The following is a 19,544-nucleotide window of genomic DNA, read 5'->3' as shown; positions in this document are numbered from 1 at the left end:
GCAGCCCGGCAGCGTCTGCGCGGTCGGCTCCAGCGGACGGCTCTCGCCGTAACCGGTCGGACCCATCAGGCGGCCGGCGTCGATGCCGTTGCTGGTCATGTAGTCGTACACCGCACGGGCGCGACGCTCCGACAGGCTCTGGTTGTAGGCGTCCGTACCGCACAGGTCGGTATGGCCAGCCACTTCCACGCGCAGGTCGGGATAGCGCTTCAGGATCTCCACCGCCTCGTTCAGGATCTGCACCGCGTCAGGACGCAGCGTCGAACGGTCGAAGTCGAAGTTCACCCCGTTCAGGTCGATCGTGATCGGGGCCGGCGGCGGCGGCGGGGCAGCTTCGGCCGGCGGCGGCGGCGGCGGCGGGGCCACCGGCGCGGTCGGCTCCGGACCCAGCGGGATCACGACGCCCACCGAGGCGATCACGTCGCCGAAGTAGCTCTCTTCCTGCTGGTGCGGATAGCCCGAGCCATCCGTCCCCGACTCGGCCGCGAAGCTCGAATCGTCGAAGTCGAAGCGGGTCGCCAGTTCGGCACGCACCGCCACGCGGCGGCTGAAGTCGCTCTGCAGGCCCACGCCCAGCTTGGCGGCCAGGTTGCCGTCCTCACGCTGCAGCGGCGAATCCGACGACAGCACCGCGTACTCTTCCTCCGAACGCTGGTAGCCCAGGCCGAACAGCACGTACGGCGACCAGTTGCGCTCTTCGGAGATGAAGTGGCGACGGAAGTCCAGCGACACCCCGTACTGGCTCCACAGCAGGTCCTTGTTGTGCTCGAAGGACGGGTTCTGGTAGTTCAGCGCGCCTTCCACCGACCACTCGGGGCTGATGAACTTGCCCAGGCCCAGGCCCAGCGCATAGGCGTCGTCCGTACGACGGTCCTCGTCCTGGAGGTTGAAGCCGACCGAACCGGTCAGGTACCAGCGGTCGTCGAATTCCTGCGCGGACGCGACCTGGGTCAGACCGAGGCCGCCGAGCAGCGCGAGGGTGAGGAGTTTCGTCTTCGTCATTTCCGGTTCCTTGAAAGGACTTTTGCCAATCGAATTGCGACCCCGTGTCCCACTGGTGCGACGTCCGGTGCCAGGTTCTGCCCAGTCCCGAGGCTGCAGACTGAACGCACGGCGGCAGCTTAGGTTTATCGCCGTGAAGGGCATGTTAACAACCGTATAACTTTCCGGCCCAAGCTGTCTTGACGTGAAGCGGGGGTTTCCAGCTGTCCTCCGGCACAGACGCGCGTCGGCAGTACTCAATGGCATGGGCGCCCTGCCCTTTGTCGCACAAGCTGAGACGCAAGCCGATGAAACTGGCATCCGCCGCATTTGCCCCCATATCCGCGGCTCGCTAGGCTGACCGGTTCCTCCCCGGCTGCCCCTCCCCCAGCCCCAACCGGAAACCCTGTCCGATGGCGATGGACACCATCCGCATTCGCGGTGCCCGTACCCACAACCTCAAGAACGTCGACCTCGACCTGCCGCGCGATCGGCTGATCGTGTTCACCGGCCTGTCCGGCTCGGGCAAGTCCTCGCTGGCCTTCGACACCATCTACGCCGAAGGGCAGCGCCGCTACGTCGAGTCGCTGTCGGCCTATGCCCGGCAGTTCCTCAGCGTGATGGAGAAGCCGGACGTGGACCACATCGAGGGCCTCTCGCCGGCGATCTCGATCGAGCAGAAGTCGACCAGCCACAACCCGCGTTCGACCGTGGGCACCATCACCGAGATCTACGACTACCTGCGCCTGCTGTACGCGCGCGTGGGGCTGCCGCGCTGCCCGGACCACGGCTATCCGCTGGAAGCGCAGACCGTCAGCCAGATGGTCGACCAGGTGCTCGGGCTGGATCCGGAACAGCGCTGGATGCTGCTGGCCCCGGTGGTGCGCGAGCGCAAGGGCGAGCACGCACAGGTGTTCGAGCAACTGCGCGCGCAGGGCTACGTGCGGGTCCGCGTGGACGGTGCGCTGCACGAGATCGATGCCGTGCCGCCCCTGGCCCTGCGCCAGAAGCACACGATCGAAGCGGTGATCGACCGGTTCAAGGTGCGCAGCGCCGACGAGGAATCGGCCGCGGGGTTCCGGCAGCGCCTGACCGAGTCCTTCGAGACCGCGCTCAAGCTCGGCGAGGGCATGGCCTCGGTGCAGGCCATGGACGGGGATGGCGCCGCGCCGCTGCTGTTCTCCTCCAAGTACTCCTGCCCGGTCTGCGAGTACGCGCTGCCGGAGCTGGAACCGCGCCTGTTCTCGTTCAACTCGCCACAGGGCGCCTGCCCGACCTGCGACGGGCTGGGCGTGTCGCAGTTCTTTGACCCGGCGCGCGTGGTGGTGCATCCGGAACTGTCGATGGCGGCCGGCGCGGTGCGCGGCTGGGACCGTCGCAACGCCTATTACTTCCAGCTGATCCAGTCGCTGGCCAAGCACTATGGCTTCAGCGTCGATACGCCCTGGCAGGACCTGCCGGAGGCCTCGCGGGAAGCGGTGCTGTTCGGCAGCGGCACGACCACGATCACCTTCAGCTACGTCACCGATGCCGGTGGCCGCACCCAGCGCAAGCACCGGTTCGAGGGCATCGTACCCAACCTCGAGCGCCGCTACCGCGAGACCGAATCGGCGGCGGTGCGCGAGGAACTCGCCAAGTACATCAGCGAACGGGCCTGCACCGAATGCGGCGGCGCGCGCCTGAACCGTGCCGCGCGCAACGTCTTCGTCGCCGATCGCCCGCTGTCGGACCTGGTGGTGCTGCCAATCGACGAGGCGCGCGCGTTCTTCGTCAGCCTGCAGCTGGCCGGCTGGCGCGGCGAGATCGCGGCCAAGATCGTCAAGGAAATCAACGAACGCCTCGGCTTCCTGGTCGACGTCGGCCTGGATTACCTCACCCTAGAACGCAAGGCCGACACCCTGTCCGGCGGCGAGGCGCAGCGCATCCGGCTGGCCTCGCAGATCGGTGCGGGCCTGGTCGGGGTCATGTACGTGCTCGACGAACCCAGCATCGGCCTGCACCAGCGCGACAACGAACGCCTGCTCGGTACCCTCACCCGCCTGCGCGACCTCGGCAATACGGTGATCGTGGTGGAACACGACGAGGACGCGATCCGGCTGGCCGACCACATCGTCGACATCGGCCCTGCCGCCGGCGTGCATGGCGGGGAAATCGTGGCCCAGGGATCGTTCGAGGACGTGCTGAAGGCGCCGCGCTCGCTCACCGGGCAGTACCTGTCCGGCAAGCGCCGGATCGAGATCCCGAAGACACGCCACAAGTCCAACCCGAAGATGCAGCTCAAGCTGCTGGGCGCCTCGGGCAACAACCTCAAGGACGTGGACCTGTCGATTCCCTCGGGCCTGTTCACTGCCGTCACCGGCGTCTCCGGTTCGGGCAAGTCGACCCTGATCAACGACACCCTGTATGCGCTGGCCGCCAACGAGATCAACGGCGCCTCGCACAGTCCTGCGCCGTACCGCGAGATCCAGGGTCTGGACCTGTTCGACAAGGTGGTCGACATCGACCAGTCGCCCATCGGCCGCACGCCGCGCAGCAACCCGGCCACCTACACCGGCCTGTTCACGCCGCTGCGCGAGCTGTTCGCGCAGGTGCCCGAAGCGCGCGCGCGCGGCTACTCGCCCGGTCGCTTCAGTTTCAACGTCCGCGGCGGCCGCTGCGAAGCCTGCCAGGGCGATGGCCTGATCAAGGTCGAGATGCACTTCCTCCCCGACGTCTACGTGCCCTGCGACGTCTGCGGCGGCAAGCGCTACAACCGCGAGACGCTGGAGATCCTCTACAAGGGCTACAACATCCACGACGTGCTGGAAATGACCGTGGAGGACGCGCTCGCGCTGTTCGAGCCGGTGCCGTCGATCTCCCGCAAGCTCGAGACGCTGCTCGACGTCGGCCTGAGCTACATCAAGCTCGGGCAGCCGGCGACCACGCTGTCGGGCGGCGAGGCGCAGCGGGTCAAGCTGTCGAAGGAACTGTCGCGGCGCGATACCGGCCGCACCTTGTACATCCTCGACGAACCGACCACCGGACTGCATTTCCACGACATCGAGCACCTGCTCGCCGTGCTGCACAAGTTGCGCGACGACGGCAACACGGTCGTGGTGATCGAGCACAACCTGGACGTGATCAAGACCGCCGACTGGGTGGTCGACCTCGGCCCCGAGGGCGGGCACCGCGGTGGCAGCATCATCGGCCAGGGCACGCCCGAGCAGATCGCGCGCCTGCCCGCCTCGCACACCGGCCGCTTCCTGGCGCGCACGCTGGGCCTGGACGCCGAGCCGTCACGCCGCGACGCCAAGCCGTCACGCCGCAAGTCGGCGGCGTGAACCCGTCGCCGTCCACCAATTTGCGTCCCGTCCGTTCCCCGAGTCACGCAGCATGAGCCTGGACAACCGCACCGCCCTGTTCCGCCTGCCGATCGAACTGCGCTGGCGCGACCTCGACGCGTTCAACCACGTCAACAACTCCAACTTCATGACCTACCTGGAGGAGGCGCGGATCCGCTGGTTCGACTCGCTGGGCGAGGCCTGGCTGACCGAGACGTTCGCGCCGCTGCTGGCCGCGGTGCAGATGAACTACCGGGTACCGATCCCGTATCCGGCACGGGTGGTGGTCGAGCTGTTCGCCGACCGCATCGGCACCACCAGCATCACCCTCGGCCACCGCATCGCCGGCGAGGACGGCACCGTGCTGTATGCCGACGGGCACGTAGTGATGGTCTGGATCGATCGCGCGAACGGCCGGCCCACGCCGCTGCCGGAGGCGGTGCGGCGCGTCGCCGGCGGTTGACGCGACTCAGGCCTCGTCCCTGCCGCCCTTCACCAGCGCCAGGCGGTTCCACTGCGCTTCCGGCCGGGCCTCGTGCAGGCCGTGGCGCAGCATCAGCCGATAGAGCGTCACGCGCGAGATCCCGAGTTCGTCGGCGGCCTGGGCGACGCGCTGGCCGTTGCGTGCAAGCGCGCGCTCGATCGCCGCGCGCTCGCCTTCGCGTCGCGCCAGTTCGATCGTGACCCCGGCCGGCTGCAGCGGATCCGTGACCTCCAGCTGCAGGTCGCGCGCGGAGATGTAGCAGCCTTCGGCCATCACCATAGCCTCGCGCACGCGGTTGATCAGCTCGCGCACGTTTCCTGGCCAGGCGTAGGTCTGCATCGCGCGCAGGGCGCAGGCCTTGAAGCCCTTGAGGCGGCACTGGACCTCGCCGGCATGCCGCTGCAGCGCGTGGTGCGCGATCAGTGCGATGTCGCTGCCGCGCTCGCGCAGCGCCGGCATCCGCAGCTCGATCACCCGCAGCCGGTGGTAGAGGTCGGCGCGGAAGCGGCCCTTCGTTCTGGTCCTGGGCCATGAGCTGGCCCGAAGCGCCCAGCACGACCAGGACGGCCGCGGTGAGGATGCTGTATCGAATGCGCATTGAAAGACTCCTTCAAGGTTGCATTGCGCCAAGGCCCGTCGTCATGACTGGCGCTTGCGCTGCTGCTTCCCCGCAAATGCGATGCCAACCGCGCGGGCGATCGACAAACCACTGAATGTCCGGGAGTTATTCGCGGACGCGGACGCAGCCTGCGGCGCCGTGCACGCTTTTCATCGAGAAAAGTTTCATCGCTGCAACGCGCGCGGGCCGTGTTCCGGCCTGTCCGCGCAACGGTCGCGGACACGCGCGGGACAGCAGGCGGCCTGCAGCGCGACCGGTGCTGCTCGACCGGCCCTTCGCGGAAGATTCAACGATGCAACAAGGCGATACGCGACGCGGCGGGGAGCGCCCGTGCTGCCGTGACCTAGAGCGCGTTGGCCGCGCGCACCTCGAAGCCGGCGCGCACGCGGCGTCCGTCGGCCAGTTGCAGTTCGATCTCGACCGAATCGCCCAGGGCGGGCGTTGCGCGCGGCTGCATCAGCATCAGGTGCAGGCCGCCGGGCGCCAGCGTGGCCCTGCCGCCGGCCGGCACCTCGAGCGATTCGACGTGGCGCATGCGGCTCACGCCGTCGACCCGCGTGGTTTCGTGCAGTTCCACCGAGCCGAATGCGGGACTGCTGGCCGAGACGATGGCCACCGGGGTCGCGCACGGATTCCGGATCGTCGCGAAGCCCGCCATCATCGGCATGGGCATCGGCGGCTGGCGGACCCAGCCCGCCTCCACCAGCGGCACGCAATCGTCGGCGCGCGCGGTGGTGGACAGCGCAGGCAGCAGCGCGGACAGCAGCAGGATGGCCGGAATTCGCATGGCCCCTATGATAGCCGCTTCCACCCACGGACCCGCTCGATGATCGAACACAGCCAGCACGACGGCATCCACGCACTGCGCCTGGCGCGGCCGCCGGTGAACGCGCTCAACCCGGAACTGTGCAGGTTGCTGCGTGAGGCGGTGATTGGCGCCGTCGCCGACGGCGCGCGCGGCATCGTGCTGAGCGGAGGCCCGGGCGTCTTTTCCGCCGGGTTGGACGTGCCGCACCTGCTGAGCCTGGAGGCCGACGCGCTGCGCGATGCGTGGTCGGGCTTCATCGATGCGGCGCGGGTGCTGGCGCAGTCGCCGGTGCCGGTGGTGGCCGCGCTCGACGGCCACGCGCCGGCCGGCGGCTGCGTGCTGGCGCTGTGCTGCGACTACCGGGTGATGGCGGCGGGCGACTACCGCATCGGCCTCAACGAAACCCAGGTCGGACTGGTGGCGCCGGAAGGCATCCAGCGCCTGATGCGCCGCGTGGTCGGGCCGCATCGCGCCGAACGCCTGCTGGTGGCCGGCGCCATGGTCGATGCGCAGCAGGCGCTCGCCATCGGCCTGGTCGACGAACTCGCCCCGATCGCGGACGTGCCGCAGCGCGCGCATGCCTGGCTGGCGCAGCTGCTGGCACTGCCACGCAAGCCGATGCTGGCGACGCGTGCGATCGCGCGCGCCGAGGTGATCGAGGCGCTGCGGCCGGAATGGCTGGATCTCGACCGCTTCGTCGCGTCCTGGACCGACCCGGACACCCAGTCGGCCCTGCGCGCCCTGCTCGCGAAGCTCGGCAAGTAGGCGACCGGCGCCGGCACGCGGCCGGCACGTGGTCGCCGCTCAGGCGTCGCCGGTGGCGACCGGTCGCGACGGATCACCGATCCAGCCGCTCCACGAGCCGGTGAACAGCCCGGCGCCGTGCAGGCCCGCATGTTCGAGCGCGAGCAGGTGGTGGCAGGCGGTGACGCCCGACCCGCACATGGCCACCAGGTCGTGCGCGGCGCGCCCGTCCAGCAGGGCCATGAACTCGGCCCGGAGCTGCCCGGCCGGCTTGAAGCGGCCGTCTTCGAGATTGGCCGCATAGGGACGGTTGATGGCGCCGGGCACGTGGCCGGCCACGGCGTCGAGCGGTTCGACCTCGCCGCGGAAGCGTTCCGGCGCCCGCGCATCGACCAGCAGCCCGCCATGCGCGAGATGCCCCTGCACCGCCTCGACGTCCAGCAGCCTGGAGTCGTCGAACCGTGCCTCGTAGGGCGCTGGCGCGGGCGACGGCAGGTCGGCCTCCACCGGCAGGCCGAGCGCGGTCCAGCGCGCCCAGCCTCCATCGAGGACGGCCACCGCGTCGTGGCCGAGCATCCGCAGCAGGCACCACATGCGCGCCGCGAATGCGCCATCGCCGGCGTCATAGGCCACCACCCGGCTGCGCGGCGTAATGCCCCACGCCGACAGCCGTCGGCTGAAGTCGGCAGCGTCCGGCCAGGGATGTCGCCCCCGGCCCAGGCCGGGCGGGCCGGACAGGTCCCGGTCCAGGTGCGCATGGCGCGCGCCGGGAACATGCGACTGGCGATATGCGCGCTCGCCCGCCTCGGGATCCGCCAGCGAGAAGCGGCAGTCGACCAGCACCACCTGCGCGTCGCCCAGCGCCGCAGCCACCGCCTCTGGCTGCACCAGCGTGTTCCATCCGATCGCAGTCATCGCAGGGCCTCCAGTCGCTGGCGCAGGTTGAACAGGATCGAGGCGGTCACGCCCCAGATGCGCTGCCCGGGCGCGCCGGGCCAGGGCGCATATTCGAGCACCCGGCGTGGTCGCCCTGCGAACTCGATCGACAGTTCGCGCAGGTGCTGGCGCGCCAGCAGGAAATCCAGCGGCACTTCGAACACCGCCGCCACTTCGGCCGGATCGGGGCGCGCGACAAAGGACGGGTCCAGCCGCGCGATCAGCGGCACCACCCGGAAACCGGTGACGGTGCGGACCGGATCGAGGTAGCCCAGCGGCCTGGCCTGCGCGGGCGGCAGGCCGATCTCCTCGTCGGCCTCGCGCAGTGCGGCCTCGAGCACACCGGTGTCCTCCGGATCGACGCGTCCGCCGGGCAGGCTGACTTGGCCGGCATGCAGGCGCAGCCCTTCGTTGCGGCGCGTCAGCAGCACATGGAGACCCGCGTCGCGCTCCACCAGGCCGAGCAACACGGCGGCGTCGAGCGGCGGCATCGCCTCGAGCAGGCCGTCGAGTTCGGCGAGGTTCCATTCCGGACCCGCCGGCACCGCATCGAGCGGATGCAGCGCGCGCACGATCCGGTCGAAATGCATCGTCTCCGTGCTCACGCCGTGCGCTGCGCCTCGCGCCGCGGCAGCTCCTGCTCCATCAGGCGCTGGCGCTCCTCGTCTCCGAGCTGGGTCCACCGGGTGATCTCGGCGACGCTGCGGTGGCAGCCCAGGCACAGGCCTTCCCCGTCGAGGGTGCAGACGCCGGTGCAGGGACTGGGGATGGCGCGCATGTCAGCACTCATCGCGGGAACGGGTAGATGGAGAAACGAAAACGCCGGCTGCAAGCCGGCGCTGTCGTTGTGGCTGGAGCCGCTCCGGCCTGCGGGAGACCGGGACGGGAACCCCCGCCGCGGCGGAGGAGGATCGGCGGCCGCGCGGCGCGCGGCCCTCGATCACTTGACGCTGACCAGCTTGACGTCGAACACCACGGCCTGGTTGGCCATGCGGCCGGCACGCATGTCGGTGCCGTAGGCCTTGTCGCCCGGCAGCACCACTTCCCAGCGTGCGCCAGCGGGCATCTGCAGCAGCGCCTCGCGCAGCCCGGCCAGCGGGATCTGGCTGACCTTCATCGTCACCGGGCCCGCCTGCTGGCCCTGCGGCGCCTGCGCCGTATCGACGAACACGGTGCCGTCGGGCAGCGAACCCTTGTAGTTCAGCTGCACGTCGCTGGTCTGGGTCGGCTTGGCGCCGTTGCCGTTCTCGATCACGCGGTACTGCACGGTGCTGCCGGCCAGGGTCTTCACGCCGGCCTTGGCGCGGTTCTGCGCGAGAAAGGCGTCGCTCTGGGTCTTGTTCTGCGTGGACAGCTGGGCGAACTCGGCCTCCATCTTGGCCTGCTGCCGCTTCTGCATGTTCTCGACCGCAGCCTTGAGCTGATCCACCGGCACCGCCGGCTGCTTCTTGGCGTACGCGTCCTGGATCGCCTTGATCACGGTGTTCACGTCGACCGCCTCGCCGCGCGCGGTCAGTTCGGCCAGCTCGACACCGGTGTTGAAACCGATCGCATAGCTCAGCTTGCCTTTTTCGGAAGTGGTGTCCTGGGCGGAAGCCGCCGCGGAGACCAGGGTGATTGCCGCGAGGGAGGCAGCAAGCAGACGCAATTTCATTCGGTCACTCTCCAGGAAAATACGGTCGGCCGGTGGACCGGCCCGGACACGACAGGGGGCGGTCGAACCGCCCCCAGTGGACGCGCTAGGATAGCGGCCGCTGGGCTTAACCGCCACTGACGCCTCCCCTCCGACCCGCCCGGGCCCGACAAGTTCACTGCCGGCCCGCCGTCCTCACGTAGCCGGACCCGATGAACGACTCTCCCCTGCTGATCGACGACCGCGGCGCTGTCCGCGTCATCACCCTCCACCGCCCGGAACGCCTGAACGCGCTGGATTCGGCGACCATCGCCGCCCTGCACGCAGCCGCCGACGCGGCCGCCGAGGATCCCTCGGTGCGCGTGGTCGTGCTGACCGGAGCGGGCCCGAAGGCCTTCGTGGCCGGGGCCGACATCTCCGAGATGTCCGGCCTCACGCCCAGCCAGGGCCGCGACTTCGCCCTGCGCGGCCAGCGCATGATGCGGCGGCTGGAGACCCTGCCCAAGCCGGTGATCGCGATGGTGAACGGTTTCGCCCTGGGCGGTGGGCTGGAGCTGGCGATGTGCTGCCACCTGCGCATCGCGAGCGAGACGGCCAAGGTCGGCCAGCCCGAGATCAACCTGGGCCTGATCCCGGGCTTCGGCGGCACCCAGCGCCTGCTGCGCCTGGCCGGCCGCGCCGCGACCCTGGAGCTGTGCCTGGCGGGCGCGCCGGTCGATGCCGCGCGCGCCCTGCAGCTGGGCATCGTCAACCGGGTGGTGCCGGCCGCCGAACTGGAAGCGGCCACGATGGCGCTGGCCACGCAGCTGGCCGCGGCCGCGCCGCTGGCGCTGCGCGGCATCCTGGACTGCGTCAACACCGGCGGCGAATGCGGCATCGAGGAAGGCCTGGCCTACGAAGCGGCGCAGTTCGGCCTGGTGTTCTCCACCGACGACATGCGCGAAGGCACGTCCGCCTTCCTCGACAAGCGCAAGCCCGACTTCCGCGGGCGCTGAGCCGGAGCAGATGGACCCGACGCCCGCTCCCGCCACGACCGGTACGCCCACTGCTGCCGTGGATGGTGCGCACCTGGCCGCCCTGCTGCAGGCCGGCGACATCGATGCCGCCATCGACGCCGGGCTGATGGAATTCCGCGACGATCCCGCGCTGGATCTGGTCGCGCGCGCGCTCATCCAGGACGTACGCCTGCGCCTGCGCCAGGCCTGGGACGCGCGCGAGCGCTACCGTGCCCGCGAGGTGCGCCTGGCGACGCGCGCGCAGGCGCGCGAGGCCCGGCGCAATCCCGCGACCGCCGCACCTGCCGGCACGCCGCGGGCACTACCGCCGGCGGCCGCCGCCGCACTGGCCCGTGCCCGGGCGCGGGCCGGCGGCGCATGACCCTGCCGGCCGCGCGCAGGACCACGCGCGTGCGCAGCCGCCTGTCGAAGGCCGAGGTGCACGAACTGTTCGCGCGCATGGCCGAGATCGATCCCGAGCCCACCACCGAGCTCGAATACGGCAGCGCGTTCGAGCTGCTGGTGGCCGTGGTGCTGTCGGCGCAGGCCACCGACGTGGGCGTGAACAAGGCCACGCGGCGGCTGTATCCGGTGGCCAACACGCCGCAGGCGATCCTCGACCTGGGTGAGGAAGCATTGCGCAAGCACATCTCGACCATCGGCCTGTTCAACGCGAAGGCGCGCAACGTGATGGCGCTGTGCCGGATCCTGGTCGACCAGCACGGTGGCGAGGTGCCGCGCACCCGCGAGGCGCTGGAGGCATTGCCGGGCGTGGGACGCAAGACCGCGAACGTGGTGCTCAACACCATGTTCGGCGAGGGCACGATCGCCGTGGACACCCACATCTTCCGGGTCGCCAACCGCACCGGCCTGGCGCCGGGCAAGGACGTGCGCGCCGTGGAGGATGGACTGATGAAGGTGGTGCCGCAGGAATTCCTGCTCGGCGCCCACCACTGGCTGATCCTGCACGGCCGCTATGTCTGCAAGGCGCGCAAGCCAGACTGCCCGCACTGCGTGATCCGCGACCTGTGCCGCTTCAGGGACAAGACGCCGCCGGCATGACGGCGGCTCGCGGGTCCGCGTGGACCCGGACGGTCCGCCAGCGGATCATTCTTCTCCGCGCTCGGTGGCGGCTTGCGCGGCACGCGCGCGTCGCGGTTGGCGGCAGGCCAGGCGAACGAAGCGATGATCGTGGTGGCCTGCTTCAGATCCTTCTGCAACACATAGTCGCAGGCCGAGCCCGACCTTGACGCAGCGTGCCGCGCGCGGCCATGCCAGGGTCATGCGCGACCGGCGGAGGCCCGGGATGCACGCCAGGCATCTTTGACATGCCGCGCGGACGGTCGCCCGCCAAGGCCCATTGTCCGACCGGTCGCCGCGGACCGGGGGTCCCTTGAGCCGGGATAGAGAAAAGGGCCCGGGTTTTTCCCAGGCCTTCATCCATCGACACCCGCGACGCCTGCAGGCTTGGGCGTGCACATCGCAAGGCCCTGCGCCTCATCGACCAGGCACCGCCTCCCGCCAGGCGGGCCGGACGTCGCCGACGGCTCAGTCCGCGGCCGCGTAGGAGACCGTGACCTTGGGATCGAGCGGCAACACGGTCTTGCTCGAGAAGCGCTGGTCGTCCGGACCGGTCCAGTTGCAGGTCGATGGTGCCGATTGCGGACCGAGGTAGCACACCGGCCACAGCAGCGTGGAAGCGACCGGCTGGCCGGCGACCTGCTCGGGCGCGAACCGCCACTGGCGCGATGCCGTGGCCGCCGCACCCGCCATCGCGCGGGTCACGCCGCCGGTCGCGGCGTGGATATCGGCATCGCGCACGCTGCCGTCGGCGGACACCTGCAGTCTCAGCACCACCATGCCCTCCTTGCCGGCGAGCTGGTCGCGCATCGGGTACTGCGGTGCGGTCATCGTCGCGAGCGCCGGTCCGGTGGTGGCCGACACCACGCGGTGCCCGCCCAGCGCGGGTTCGTCGACCACCACCCTGAGATAGGTCCGCGTGTTCTCGCCGTCGCGCGCGCTGGCGTCGGGCGCGAACACCCAGTCGCGGATCTCGGCCGCCAGCGCGTCACCCGCTGTACCGGACGCCGTGCCATAGGGTTCGAGACGGTCCAGGCGTCCATCCGCACCGAGGTCGACGGCGAAGGTGTAGACATGCTGGGTCGACTCCGCCGGACCCGACGCGGCAGCCGCGACAGGCAGGGCGAGCGACAGAATCAGGGCAATGGTGGTCCGCATGGTGTGTCTCCCGCGCACACGGCGCTGCAGTAGGCGATGCGGGGATCACACTACGCGCGCAGCCCCAGTGGGTTACACCATGATGACAAACGCTGCCGCGCTTGATGAGCGGTAGCGTTTTGGCGACAGACGGTCGCTAGAGGTGTCGGCCGACCCGGAGCCACTTGGTGGCGACCCATTTTTCGCCTTCCATCACCGGCGCGCCGCCGTGCAGGCTCGCGGTCATCGGGTGCGGGCGATCGTAGGCGAAGAACACCGCATTGCCCTTCACCGCCGCCACTTCGAAGCGCGCATCCGGGAACGTCGTGGCGCCGCCGCGCGCCGGGGTGTTGAGGTACATCACGATCGACGCCACGCGCTGACCGCCGCGCGACAGCGCGACGTGAGCGCCCGGGCGCCCGGGGTCGAAGTAGTCGTAATGCGGCCTGTACTGCGCGCCGGGGCCGTAGCGCAGCAGCTGCAGCCCCTCGCCGTTTTCCAGCGGCCAGTCCACCAGGCTCGCCAGGCGCTGCTCGATCCGCCCGCATAGCGCGTTCTCGCCCCTGCGGAAGAACGTGCCCTGGCTGGTGCGCGCCTCGTGCGGCTCGTCCGCCCCGCTATCGGGATTGAACACCGACGAGGGCCGCAGCCGTTCGCGACCCATGGCGACCAGCGCGTCGCACTCCTCCTCCGACAGCACGTTGCCGAACACCACCACCCGCGGGTGCAGCATGTTGGCCAGCACCACGACCTGGCGGTCGCCGGCGTCGATCAGCGACGGGCCGTTCATCTCCACCGGACACGGGACCTTCTCCGGCGGCGGCAGGTCGTGGCTGCGGGCGTGTTCGGCCAGATGGGCGCGCATCGCCTGTTCGAGTGCGGCGACCGCATCGTCCTCCTCCCAGCCGCGCCCGACCATCGCGGCCACGACGTCCCCGGGCGAGGCACCGGACTGCACTTGGCCCAGCACCCACTGCAGCGCCGCCGCGTCGATCCGCAGCGCATCGTCGTTCCGATCACTCTTCTGTACGTCCATCGCGCAAGCAGGCCCGCACAACATGACAGCGCGATGACACGCGTCGCACACCTGCAATCCGGCGCGCGCATGACGGTCTGCGACAAGCCGTCGCATGGCTGCAAGAAAGCTGTCACCGAACGGACCTATCTTCACGCCCGATTCACCGGAACGCAGCGGTGCCGTCCCGTGCGACGGAACTGGGGCCGCGGTTCCACTGCTGCGTCTGCAGTCCATTCCTTCCGGAGACCCACAGATGTCCATGCGCCACAGTTCCAAGGCCCTGCTCATGACGTTCGGCGCGGTGCTCGCCCTCACCGCCTGCGGTGGCGGCGCCGATCGCGTCGCGTCGCCTGGCGAAGGCGCCTTCCCGCCGCCGCCCACCACGCCTCCTCCGCCGCCGCCGACCACGCCGCCGCCCCCGCCGCCGCCGAGCGACGGTCCGGCAGCCGACTGCCCCGAGGGTTTTGCCAACATCGGCACCGTGGCCGACGGCAGCCTGCGTGCCTGCCGCCTGCCCGAGCGCGTGGTCGGCAACTTCGTGATCCCGCAGCGCGACGGCACGGTCTACGCGATCAGCGGCCGCGTCGCCGTCGGCGACGACCGTGGCGGCGACGCGAATGCGCCGGTGGCCGGCGCCCAGCAGGGCATCCTCACGATCGAGCCGGGCGTGACCCTGTACGGCTCCGCCGGCGCCGACCTGCTGGTCATCAACCGCGGTTCGCAGATCTACGCCGAAGGCACGGCCGACAACCCGATCACGCTCACCGCGCGCGCCGACATCGAGGGCGAAACCGGCCAGGACTCGATCGGCCTGTGGGGTGGCCTGGTGCTGCTCGGCCGCGCGCCGATCAACGCCTGCCCGGGTGAAACCGTCTCCGGCACCCCGCAGTGCCAGGAGCAGATCGAAGGTACCGACGGCTTCTACGGCGGCAACGCGCCACGCGACAACTCCGGCGTGGTGAAGTACCTGCGGGTGAAGCATTCGGGCTTCGAGGTCACCGCCAACAACGAACTCAACGGCATCACCCTGGGCGGCGTCGGCGACGGCACCCTGTTCGAGTACGTGCAGGTGCACAACAGCTCCGACGACGGCATCGAGTTCTTCGGTGGCACGGTCAACGGCCGCTACATCGTGGTCACCGGCGCCGACGACGACAGCCTCGACACCGACACCGGCTGGGAGGGCGCGCTGCAGTTCGGTGTCGTCATCCAGCGCGCCGGTGGCGGCGACCGCATGAACGAGTGGTCGTCCATCCGCCGCGAGCCGTACTCCAACCCCAAGGTCGCCAACTTCACCTACGTCGGCCGCGCCGGCGGCGGCGCCGCGATCACCCTCAACCAGGGCACCCAGGCCGAGTTCTACAACACGGTGGTCACGCGCACGGCCGGCGGCACGGACGCGGGCACCCAGTGCCTGAGCATCTCCGACGAAAACACCACCGGCACGTTCGGCTCGGTGTTCTTCTCCTGCCCGACCGCGTTCGCGGACCAGCGCGCACAGGCTGCCTTCGAGGCCGGCACCGGCAACTCGACCGGCACCTCGACGCTCGCCAACGTGTTCGTCAACGGCGCCAACGAAACCGCGGTCGCGGCCTTCCAGGGTCTCGTGGGCGTCGACAGCTTCTTCCAGCAGGTGGACTACATCGGCGGCGTGCGCAACGCCTCCGACACCTGGTGGCAGGGCTGGACCTGCGGCCTGTCGGCCGACACGCCCTGCTGAGCGGGCTGACGCCTCGCAACGGGGGGCGGCCATCGCGGCCGCCCCTTCCTGCATGAAGCCCCGCATCGCCCCCGCAGCCGAAGGTCCAACCATGACACGCTATCCGACACGCAGCGGCCTGTCCGTCGCGATCACCGCCCTCCTCACCTGCCAAGGCGCGTGGGCCCAGCAACCCGAGTCGCCGGGCGGGCACGCCAGCGTCCCGCCGCAGGCGACCATCGTCTACGCCACCATCGCGCAGGCCGCGCCCGCCTCTGCCGCCCAGCAGGCCGCCGCCCAGCCGGCGCAGCTCGATGCGGTGGAAGTGCGCGGCGAGTACATCCCCGAGCCGATGCTGCAGACGGCGGAGGTCGCCTCATTCATCACCCGCGAGGACTTCGAGCGCACCGGCGACGACGACGCGGCTGCGGCGCTGCAGCGCGTGTCCGGAGTGAGCATCGTGGGCGACAAGTTCGTCTACGTCCGCGGCCTGGGCGAACGCTACTCCTCGGCGCTGCTCAACGGCTCGCCGCTGCCGAGTCCGGAACCGATGCAGCGCGTGGTGCCGCTGGACCTGTTCCCGGCCGAGGTCCTGCAGGGCATGACCGTGCAGAAGACCTATTCGGTGAAGTACCCGGGCGAGTTCGGCGGCGGCGTCGTCGACCTGCAGTCGCTGACCATCCCCGACGAGCCGTTCTTCAAGCTCAGCGTGGGCGGCGGCGGCAACAGTGCGACCACCGGCGAGAAGGGCCTGACCTACTACGGCTCCGAAGACGACTGGTCGGGCTACGACGACGGCACGCGCAAGATGCCGCGCGAGCTGCAGGATGCCATCGCCACCGGCCGGCGGGTCGACCTCGGCAACTTCAGCCGCGAGGACATCCGCCGGATCGGACGCAGCTTCCAGAACGCCAACCTCAACCTGCTGCAGGAAAAGAACAGCATCGATCCGGACGCCAACGTCGGCTTCAGCGCAGGCTACTCGGCCGGGATGGGCGACGACGCGCGCATGGGCGTGATCGCGGTCGCCGGTTTCGAGAACGAATGGCGCACCCAGTTCGGCGACCAGGAGCAGGGCTTCTTCGTCGGCGACGTGCTGGAATACGACTCGGACTACGAGTTCCTCTCCACCCAGAACAATGCGCGGACCAACGCCCTGCTGGGAATCGGCTACGAGTGGGGCCGCCACCGGATCGGCCTGAACACCCTGTACGTGCACGACACGATCAAGGAAGCGCGCAGCCGTTCCGGCGTCGACAACCTGGCCGGGTTCGGGGTGCGCGACGACTACACCGAATGGTTCGAGCGCGAGATGCTCAACCACCAGCTCAGCGGTTCGCATGCGTTCGGTGAGTACGACGACCTGAAGATCGAGTGGCGCGCCGCCGTGGCCCGCGCCACGCGTGACGTGCCCTACGAGAAGGGGATCCGCTACGAGAACGTCGACGGCTACTGGTCGCACGACGCCTCCCGCGTGCAGAACTACACCCGCTTCAGCGCGGTCGAGGACGAGGTCGCCAGCGGCGGCGTCGACATCACCTGGCGCCTGCCCATCGAGCGCGACCTCACGCTCAGCACCGGCGCCTCGTACATGGACAACGACCGCGGCGCATGGTCGCGCGAGTTCAGGTTCCTTGCGCTCGACGGCCCGCTGCCGTTCTACAACCGCTACCAGCGTCCTGATTTCCTGTTCTCCGACTACAACCTGAGCCAGGACCTGCTCCGCGTGCGCGAGACCACGGGCAGCTTCGGCGCTGCGGCTTACGACGCCACGCTCAAGGTGCTCGGCGCCTACGCACAGCTGGAGGGCGAGATCGGACCGAACCTCCGTGCCACGCTGGGCGTGCGTTACGAGGAGGCGACCCAGGCCGTGCATCCGTACGACATCTTCACCGGTGTCCGCCAGCCGGGTCCTGCACCGCTGCGCAACGACTATTTCCTGCCCGCGCTCACCCTGACCTGGAACCTCGCCGAGAACCGGCAGTTGCGCCTGGGCGCCTCGCAGACGATCGCACGTCCGCAGTTTCGCGAAATGGCGCCGCAGCAGTACACCGATCCCGACAGCGACCGCCTGTTCACCGGCAACCCGTGGCTGGTCGACAGCGAGTTGACCAACTTCGACGCGCGCTACGAATGGTTCTTCGGCTCGGGCGAATACTTCACCGCGGGACTGTTCTACAAGCTGATCGACAAGCCGATCGAATCGAACGTCAATTTCGCCGGCGGCACCACCTTCCAGAGCTTCCTCAACGCACCCGAGGCCACGGTCTACGGCGCCGAGCTGGAGTTCAAGAAGTACTTCGACACCGACATCGGCGCCGACTGGTGGGCGGGCAACCGTCTGTACCTGGCCAGCAACTACACCTGGACCCGGTCCGAGGTGAACGCGGACGACGACGACACGGTACAGCCGTACGGCTTCGCCACTCCGGTGGATGCGCGCCTGTTCGTGCGCGACGGCAGCGTGCTGCAGGGCCAGTCCGAGCACATCGCCAATCTCCAGCTGGGGGTCGAGAACGAGGGCCAGGGCCTGCAGGCCACGCTGATCGCCAACTACGTCAGCGAGCGCGTCTCCGCGCGCGGACGTCCGGGACAGCCGGACTACATGGAAGAACCCGGCGCAACCCTGGACTTCGTGCTGCGCAAGACCATGCGCTTCGGCGAGCGTCCGGTGACGATCGGTTTTGCCGCCCGCAACCTCCTGGACACCGAGTTCCACGAATACCAGGAACGCGCCGGCCAGCAGGTCCACATCCGGCGCTACGAGCCCGGCGTGTCCTACTCGGTGAGCCTGTCGACCGAGTTCTGAGGGACCGCCTCCCCCTCCCGCCGCAGCGGGTGGGGGAGGCGGAAGCTGCGCCAGCTGCGCGCACCGTACGGGGGTTCGCCCCGAACAGGGACTCCGGTGTCGCATCGCCCGTCCGGGAAAGAGGTCCGGCCCGAGGTCATCCCTGGGCCACGCAAGCGCCCTCCGGCCTTGCCGCGCCTACGACGTCCGCAGTCGAGGGATGAACCCCCGGTCGTCCACGCCACGGAGCGACCTCCCTACGGTCGCCCCCTGACGTCAACACGCGTCGTGCGACACCTCGCTGGGCGGGAAGCGAACAACCGTAACGCCGCAAAGCAGCGGGAATTCGCATCCGCTTTGCAGCAGTCCGACACAAATGTGTCAACTGAAATTCTGCTGCAACAAAACTTTCGCATGCTGTCGCAACGGCGCCGCACCCGCGCCATGACGCCCGACACGTGCCCGCATTCCCCTTCCCCCGTGATCCGCATGCAGTGCTGGCCAGGCTTGGCGGCGCGGACACGCTGGTCCGCGCCGCGGAAGTCGCGATCGTGGTGCTGCTGGCGTTCCAGACGGCCCGGCTGGCCTGGCTGTTGTTGCCGCCTGTCGCCCTCGGAACGACGCCATCCGTGGATGCCGGTGCGGCCGCATCGCGTCCCGACCGTCTCGTCATCGATGCCTTCCATCCGGGCAGCGGCACGATGGCGGCCACCGCCGATGCCTCCGGCCTGCGCCTGTTCGCACTGCGTACCGACCGCGCGGGCGGCAGCGCCATCATCGCCGGCGAAGGGGGCCCGCAGCGTTCCCATTCCGTGGGCGACGAGGTCGCACCGGGCGTGGTCCTGGCCGAGGTGCACGCCGATCACGCGGTCCTGAACGCAGGCGGACGCCGCAGCCGGCTCTCCTTCCCCGCGCAGGGGAACCCGGGAACCCGCTCCGTCGCAGCGCCACCGCAAGGCGCGGATCTCCCGCCACCGCCAACTCCGTCCGGCACGGCGACCGCGCCGATCGATCCGGCCCGCCTGCTTGCCCAGACCGGGCTGACGCCGGTCGAATCCGGTGGCCGTGTCTCCGGCTACACCGTGGTCCCGCGCGGCGACGGCGCAGTGCTGCGCCAGGCCGGCCTGCAGGCGGGCGACGTGCTGCTGTCGGTCAACGGCCAGGAACTGACTCCCGAGCGCTACGCGGAACTCGGCGACAGCCTCGCCGGCGCCGCCACCATCACCCTCACCTACCGGCGCGACGGCCAGGTCCGGACCGCGACCCTGCAGGCAACCACACCGTGAACCAGCGATTCCTCTC

At 69.8% G+C, this 19,544-nt stretch carries 15 protein-coding genes and 2 pseudogenes; 9 read left to right on the top strand and 8 right to left on the bottom strand.

What is annotated here, in order from left to right; all coding sequences use genetic code 11:
• Positions 1-24: 24 nt before the first annotated feature.
• A pseudogene (locus tag Q0863_RS03110) lies at positions 25-1,002 on the bottom strand (OmpA family protein); the annotation flags it as partial.
• 392 nt (positions 1,003-1,394) lie between these two features.
• Between Q0863_RS03110 and uvrA the strand changes: the two are divergent.
• Positions 1,395-4,301 carry an excinuclease ABC subunit UvrA gene (gene uvrA / locus Q0863_RS03105; protein ID WP_298574926.1) on the top strand — a complete coding sequence of 969 codons (2,907 nt, stop codon included), beginning with the start codon at positions 1,395-1,397 and terminating at the stop codon, positions 4,299-4,301.
• Between the two features lie 52 nt (positions 4,302-4,353).
• Positions 4,354-4,764 (top strand): thioesterase family protein, encoded by a 411-nt coding sequence (locus Q0863_RS03100; protein WP_298574924.1) that lies wholly within the window; start codon positions 4,354-4,356, stop codon positions 4,762-4,764.
• Between the two features lie 6 nt (positions 4,765-4,770).
• Here the strand turns inward: Q0863_RS03100 and Q0863_RS03095 are convergent, their stop codons facing one another.
• Entirely contained in the window at positions 4,771-5,259 is a 489-nt protein-coding gene (locus Q0863_RS03095; protein ID WP_298574922.1) for a helix-turn-helix domain-containing protein, read from the bottom strand.
• 488 nt (positions 5,260-5,747) lie between these two features.
• On the bottom strand, positions 5,748-6,191 hold the full coding sequence (locus Q0863_RS03090) for a copper chaperone PCu(A)C (RefSeq protein ID WP_298574920.1): 444 nt from the start codon (positions 6,189-6,191) through the stop codon (positions 5,748-5,750).
• 39 nt (positions 6,192-6,230) lie between these two features.
• On the opposite strand from Q0863_RS03090, the gene Q0863_RS03085 reads away from it, so the two are divergent.
• Positions 6,231-6,977 carry an enoyl-CoA hydratase/isomerase family protein gene (locus Q0863_RS03085; protein ID WP_298574918.1) on the top strand — a complete coding sequence of 249 codons (747 nt, stop codon included), beginning with the start codon at positions 6,231-6,233 and terminating at the stop codon, positions 6,975-6,977.
• Positions 6,978-7,016: 39 nt separating this feature from the next.
• On the opposite strand, the gene Q0863_RS03080 is transcribed toward Q0863_RS03085, so the two are convergent.
• The 3 genes and pseudogenes from Q0863_RS03080 to Q0863_RS03070 all read right to left on the bottom strand — a co-directional run bounded on the left by Q0863_RS03080 (position 7,017) and on the right by Q0863_RS03070 (position 9,546).
• Positions 7,017-7,871: a sulfurtransferase gene (locus tag Q0863_RS03080; protein WP_298574916.1), complete on the bottom strand. Its 855-nt coding sequence runs from the start codon at positions 7,869-7,871 to the stop codon at positions 7,017-7,019.
• A pseudogene (locus tag Q0863_RS03075) lies at positions 7,868-8,682 on the bottom strand (DUF1289 domain-containing protein). The gene Q0863_RS03080 and the pseudogene Q0863_RS03075 overlap by 4 nt, the downstream one beginning before the upstream one ends.
• A gap of 150 nt (positions 8,683-8,832) precedes the next feature.
• Positions 8,833-9,546 (bottom strand): FKBP-type peptidyl-prolyl cis-trans isomerase N-terminal domain-containing protein, encoded by a 714-nt coding sequence (locus Q0863_RS03070; protein ID WP_298574915.1) that lies wholly within the window; start codon positions 9,544-9,546, stop codon positions 8,833-8,835.
• 191 nt (positions 9,547-9,737) lie between these two features.
• Here Q0863_RS03070 and Q0863_RS03065 point away from each other — a divergent pair, with 191 nt between their 5' ends.
• From Q0863_RS03065 to nth, 3 genes are read left to right on the top strand one after another with little or no spacing between them, the layout of a single operon-like run.
• Positions 9,738-10,520, top strand: coding sequence for an enoyl-CoA hydratase-related protein (locus Q0863_RS03065; protein WP_298574913.1), 783 nt, complete (start codon positions 9,738-9,740; stop codon positions 10,518-10,520).
• Between the two features lie 10 nt (positions 10,521-10,530).
• A complete protein-coding gene (locus Q0863_RS03060) occupies positions 10,531-10,902 on the top strand; it encodes a hypothetical protein (RefSeq protein ID WP_298574911.1) in 372 nt (123 codons plus the stop codon).
• Positions 10,899-11,582: an endonuclease III gene (gene nth / locus Q0863_RS03055; protein WP_298574909.1), complete on the top strand. Its 684-nt coding sequence runs from the start codon at positions 10,899-10,901 to the stop codon at positions 11,580-11,582. Before Q0863_RS03060 ends, nth begins: the two co-directional genes overlap by 4 nt.
• A gap of 486 nt (positions 11,583-12,068) precedes the next feature.
• Here nth and Q0863_RS03050 read toward each other — a convergent pair whose 3' ends face one another.
• Both Q0863_RS03050 and Q0863_RS03045 read right to left on the bottom strand, forming a co-directional pair.
• On the bottom strand, positions 12,069-12,758 hold the full coding sequence (locus tag Q0863_RS03050) for a TonB family protein (protein WP_298574907.1): 690 nt from the start codon (positions 12,756-12,758) through the stop codon (positions 12,069-12,071).
• A 136-nt stretch (positions 12,759-12,894) separates the two neighbouring features.
• A complete protein-coding gene (locus Q0863_RS03045) occupies positions 12,895-13,656 on the bottom strand; it encodes a 2OG-Fe(II) oxygenase (RefSeq protein WP_345780513.1) in 762 nt (253 codons plus the stop codon).
• Between the two features lie 352 nt (positions 13,657-14,008).
• Here Q0863_RS03045 and Q0863_RS03040 point away from each other — a divergent pair, with 352 nt between their 5' ends.
• The 3 genes from Q0863_RS03040 (at position 14,009) to Q0863_RS03030 (ending at position 19,528) form a co-directional block, all read left to right on the top strand.
• Entirely contained in the window at positions 14,009-15,475 is a 1,467-nt protein-coding gene (locus Q0863_RS03040) for a hypothetical protein (RefSeq protein ID WP_298574903.1), read from the top strand.
• A 91-nt stretch (positions 15,476-15,566) separates the two neighbouring features.
• Positions 15,567-18,263, top strand: a complete 2,697-nt coding sequence (locus tag Q0863_RS03035) for a TonB-dependent receptor (protein WP_298574901.1) — start codon at positions 15,567-15,569, stop codon at positions 18,261-18,263.
• 437 nt (positions 18,264-18,700) lie between these two features.
• Positions 18,701-19,528: a type II secretion system protein N gene (locus Q0863_RS03030; RefSeq protein WP_298574898.1), complete on the top strand. Its 828-nt coding sequence runs from the start codon at positions 18,701-18,703 to the stop codon at positions 19,526-19,528.
• Positions 19,529-19,544 lie beyond the last annotated feature (16 nt).

Origin of the sequence: uncultured Luteimonas sp. (assembly GCF_947492465.1) — a bacterium.
GTDB lineage: Bacteria > Pseudomonadota > Gammaproteobacteria > Xanthomonadales > Xanthomonadaceae > Luteimonas.
Note: the sequence above shows the minus strand (reverse complement) of the source record. Positions and strands in the feature narration are given on the sequence as shown.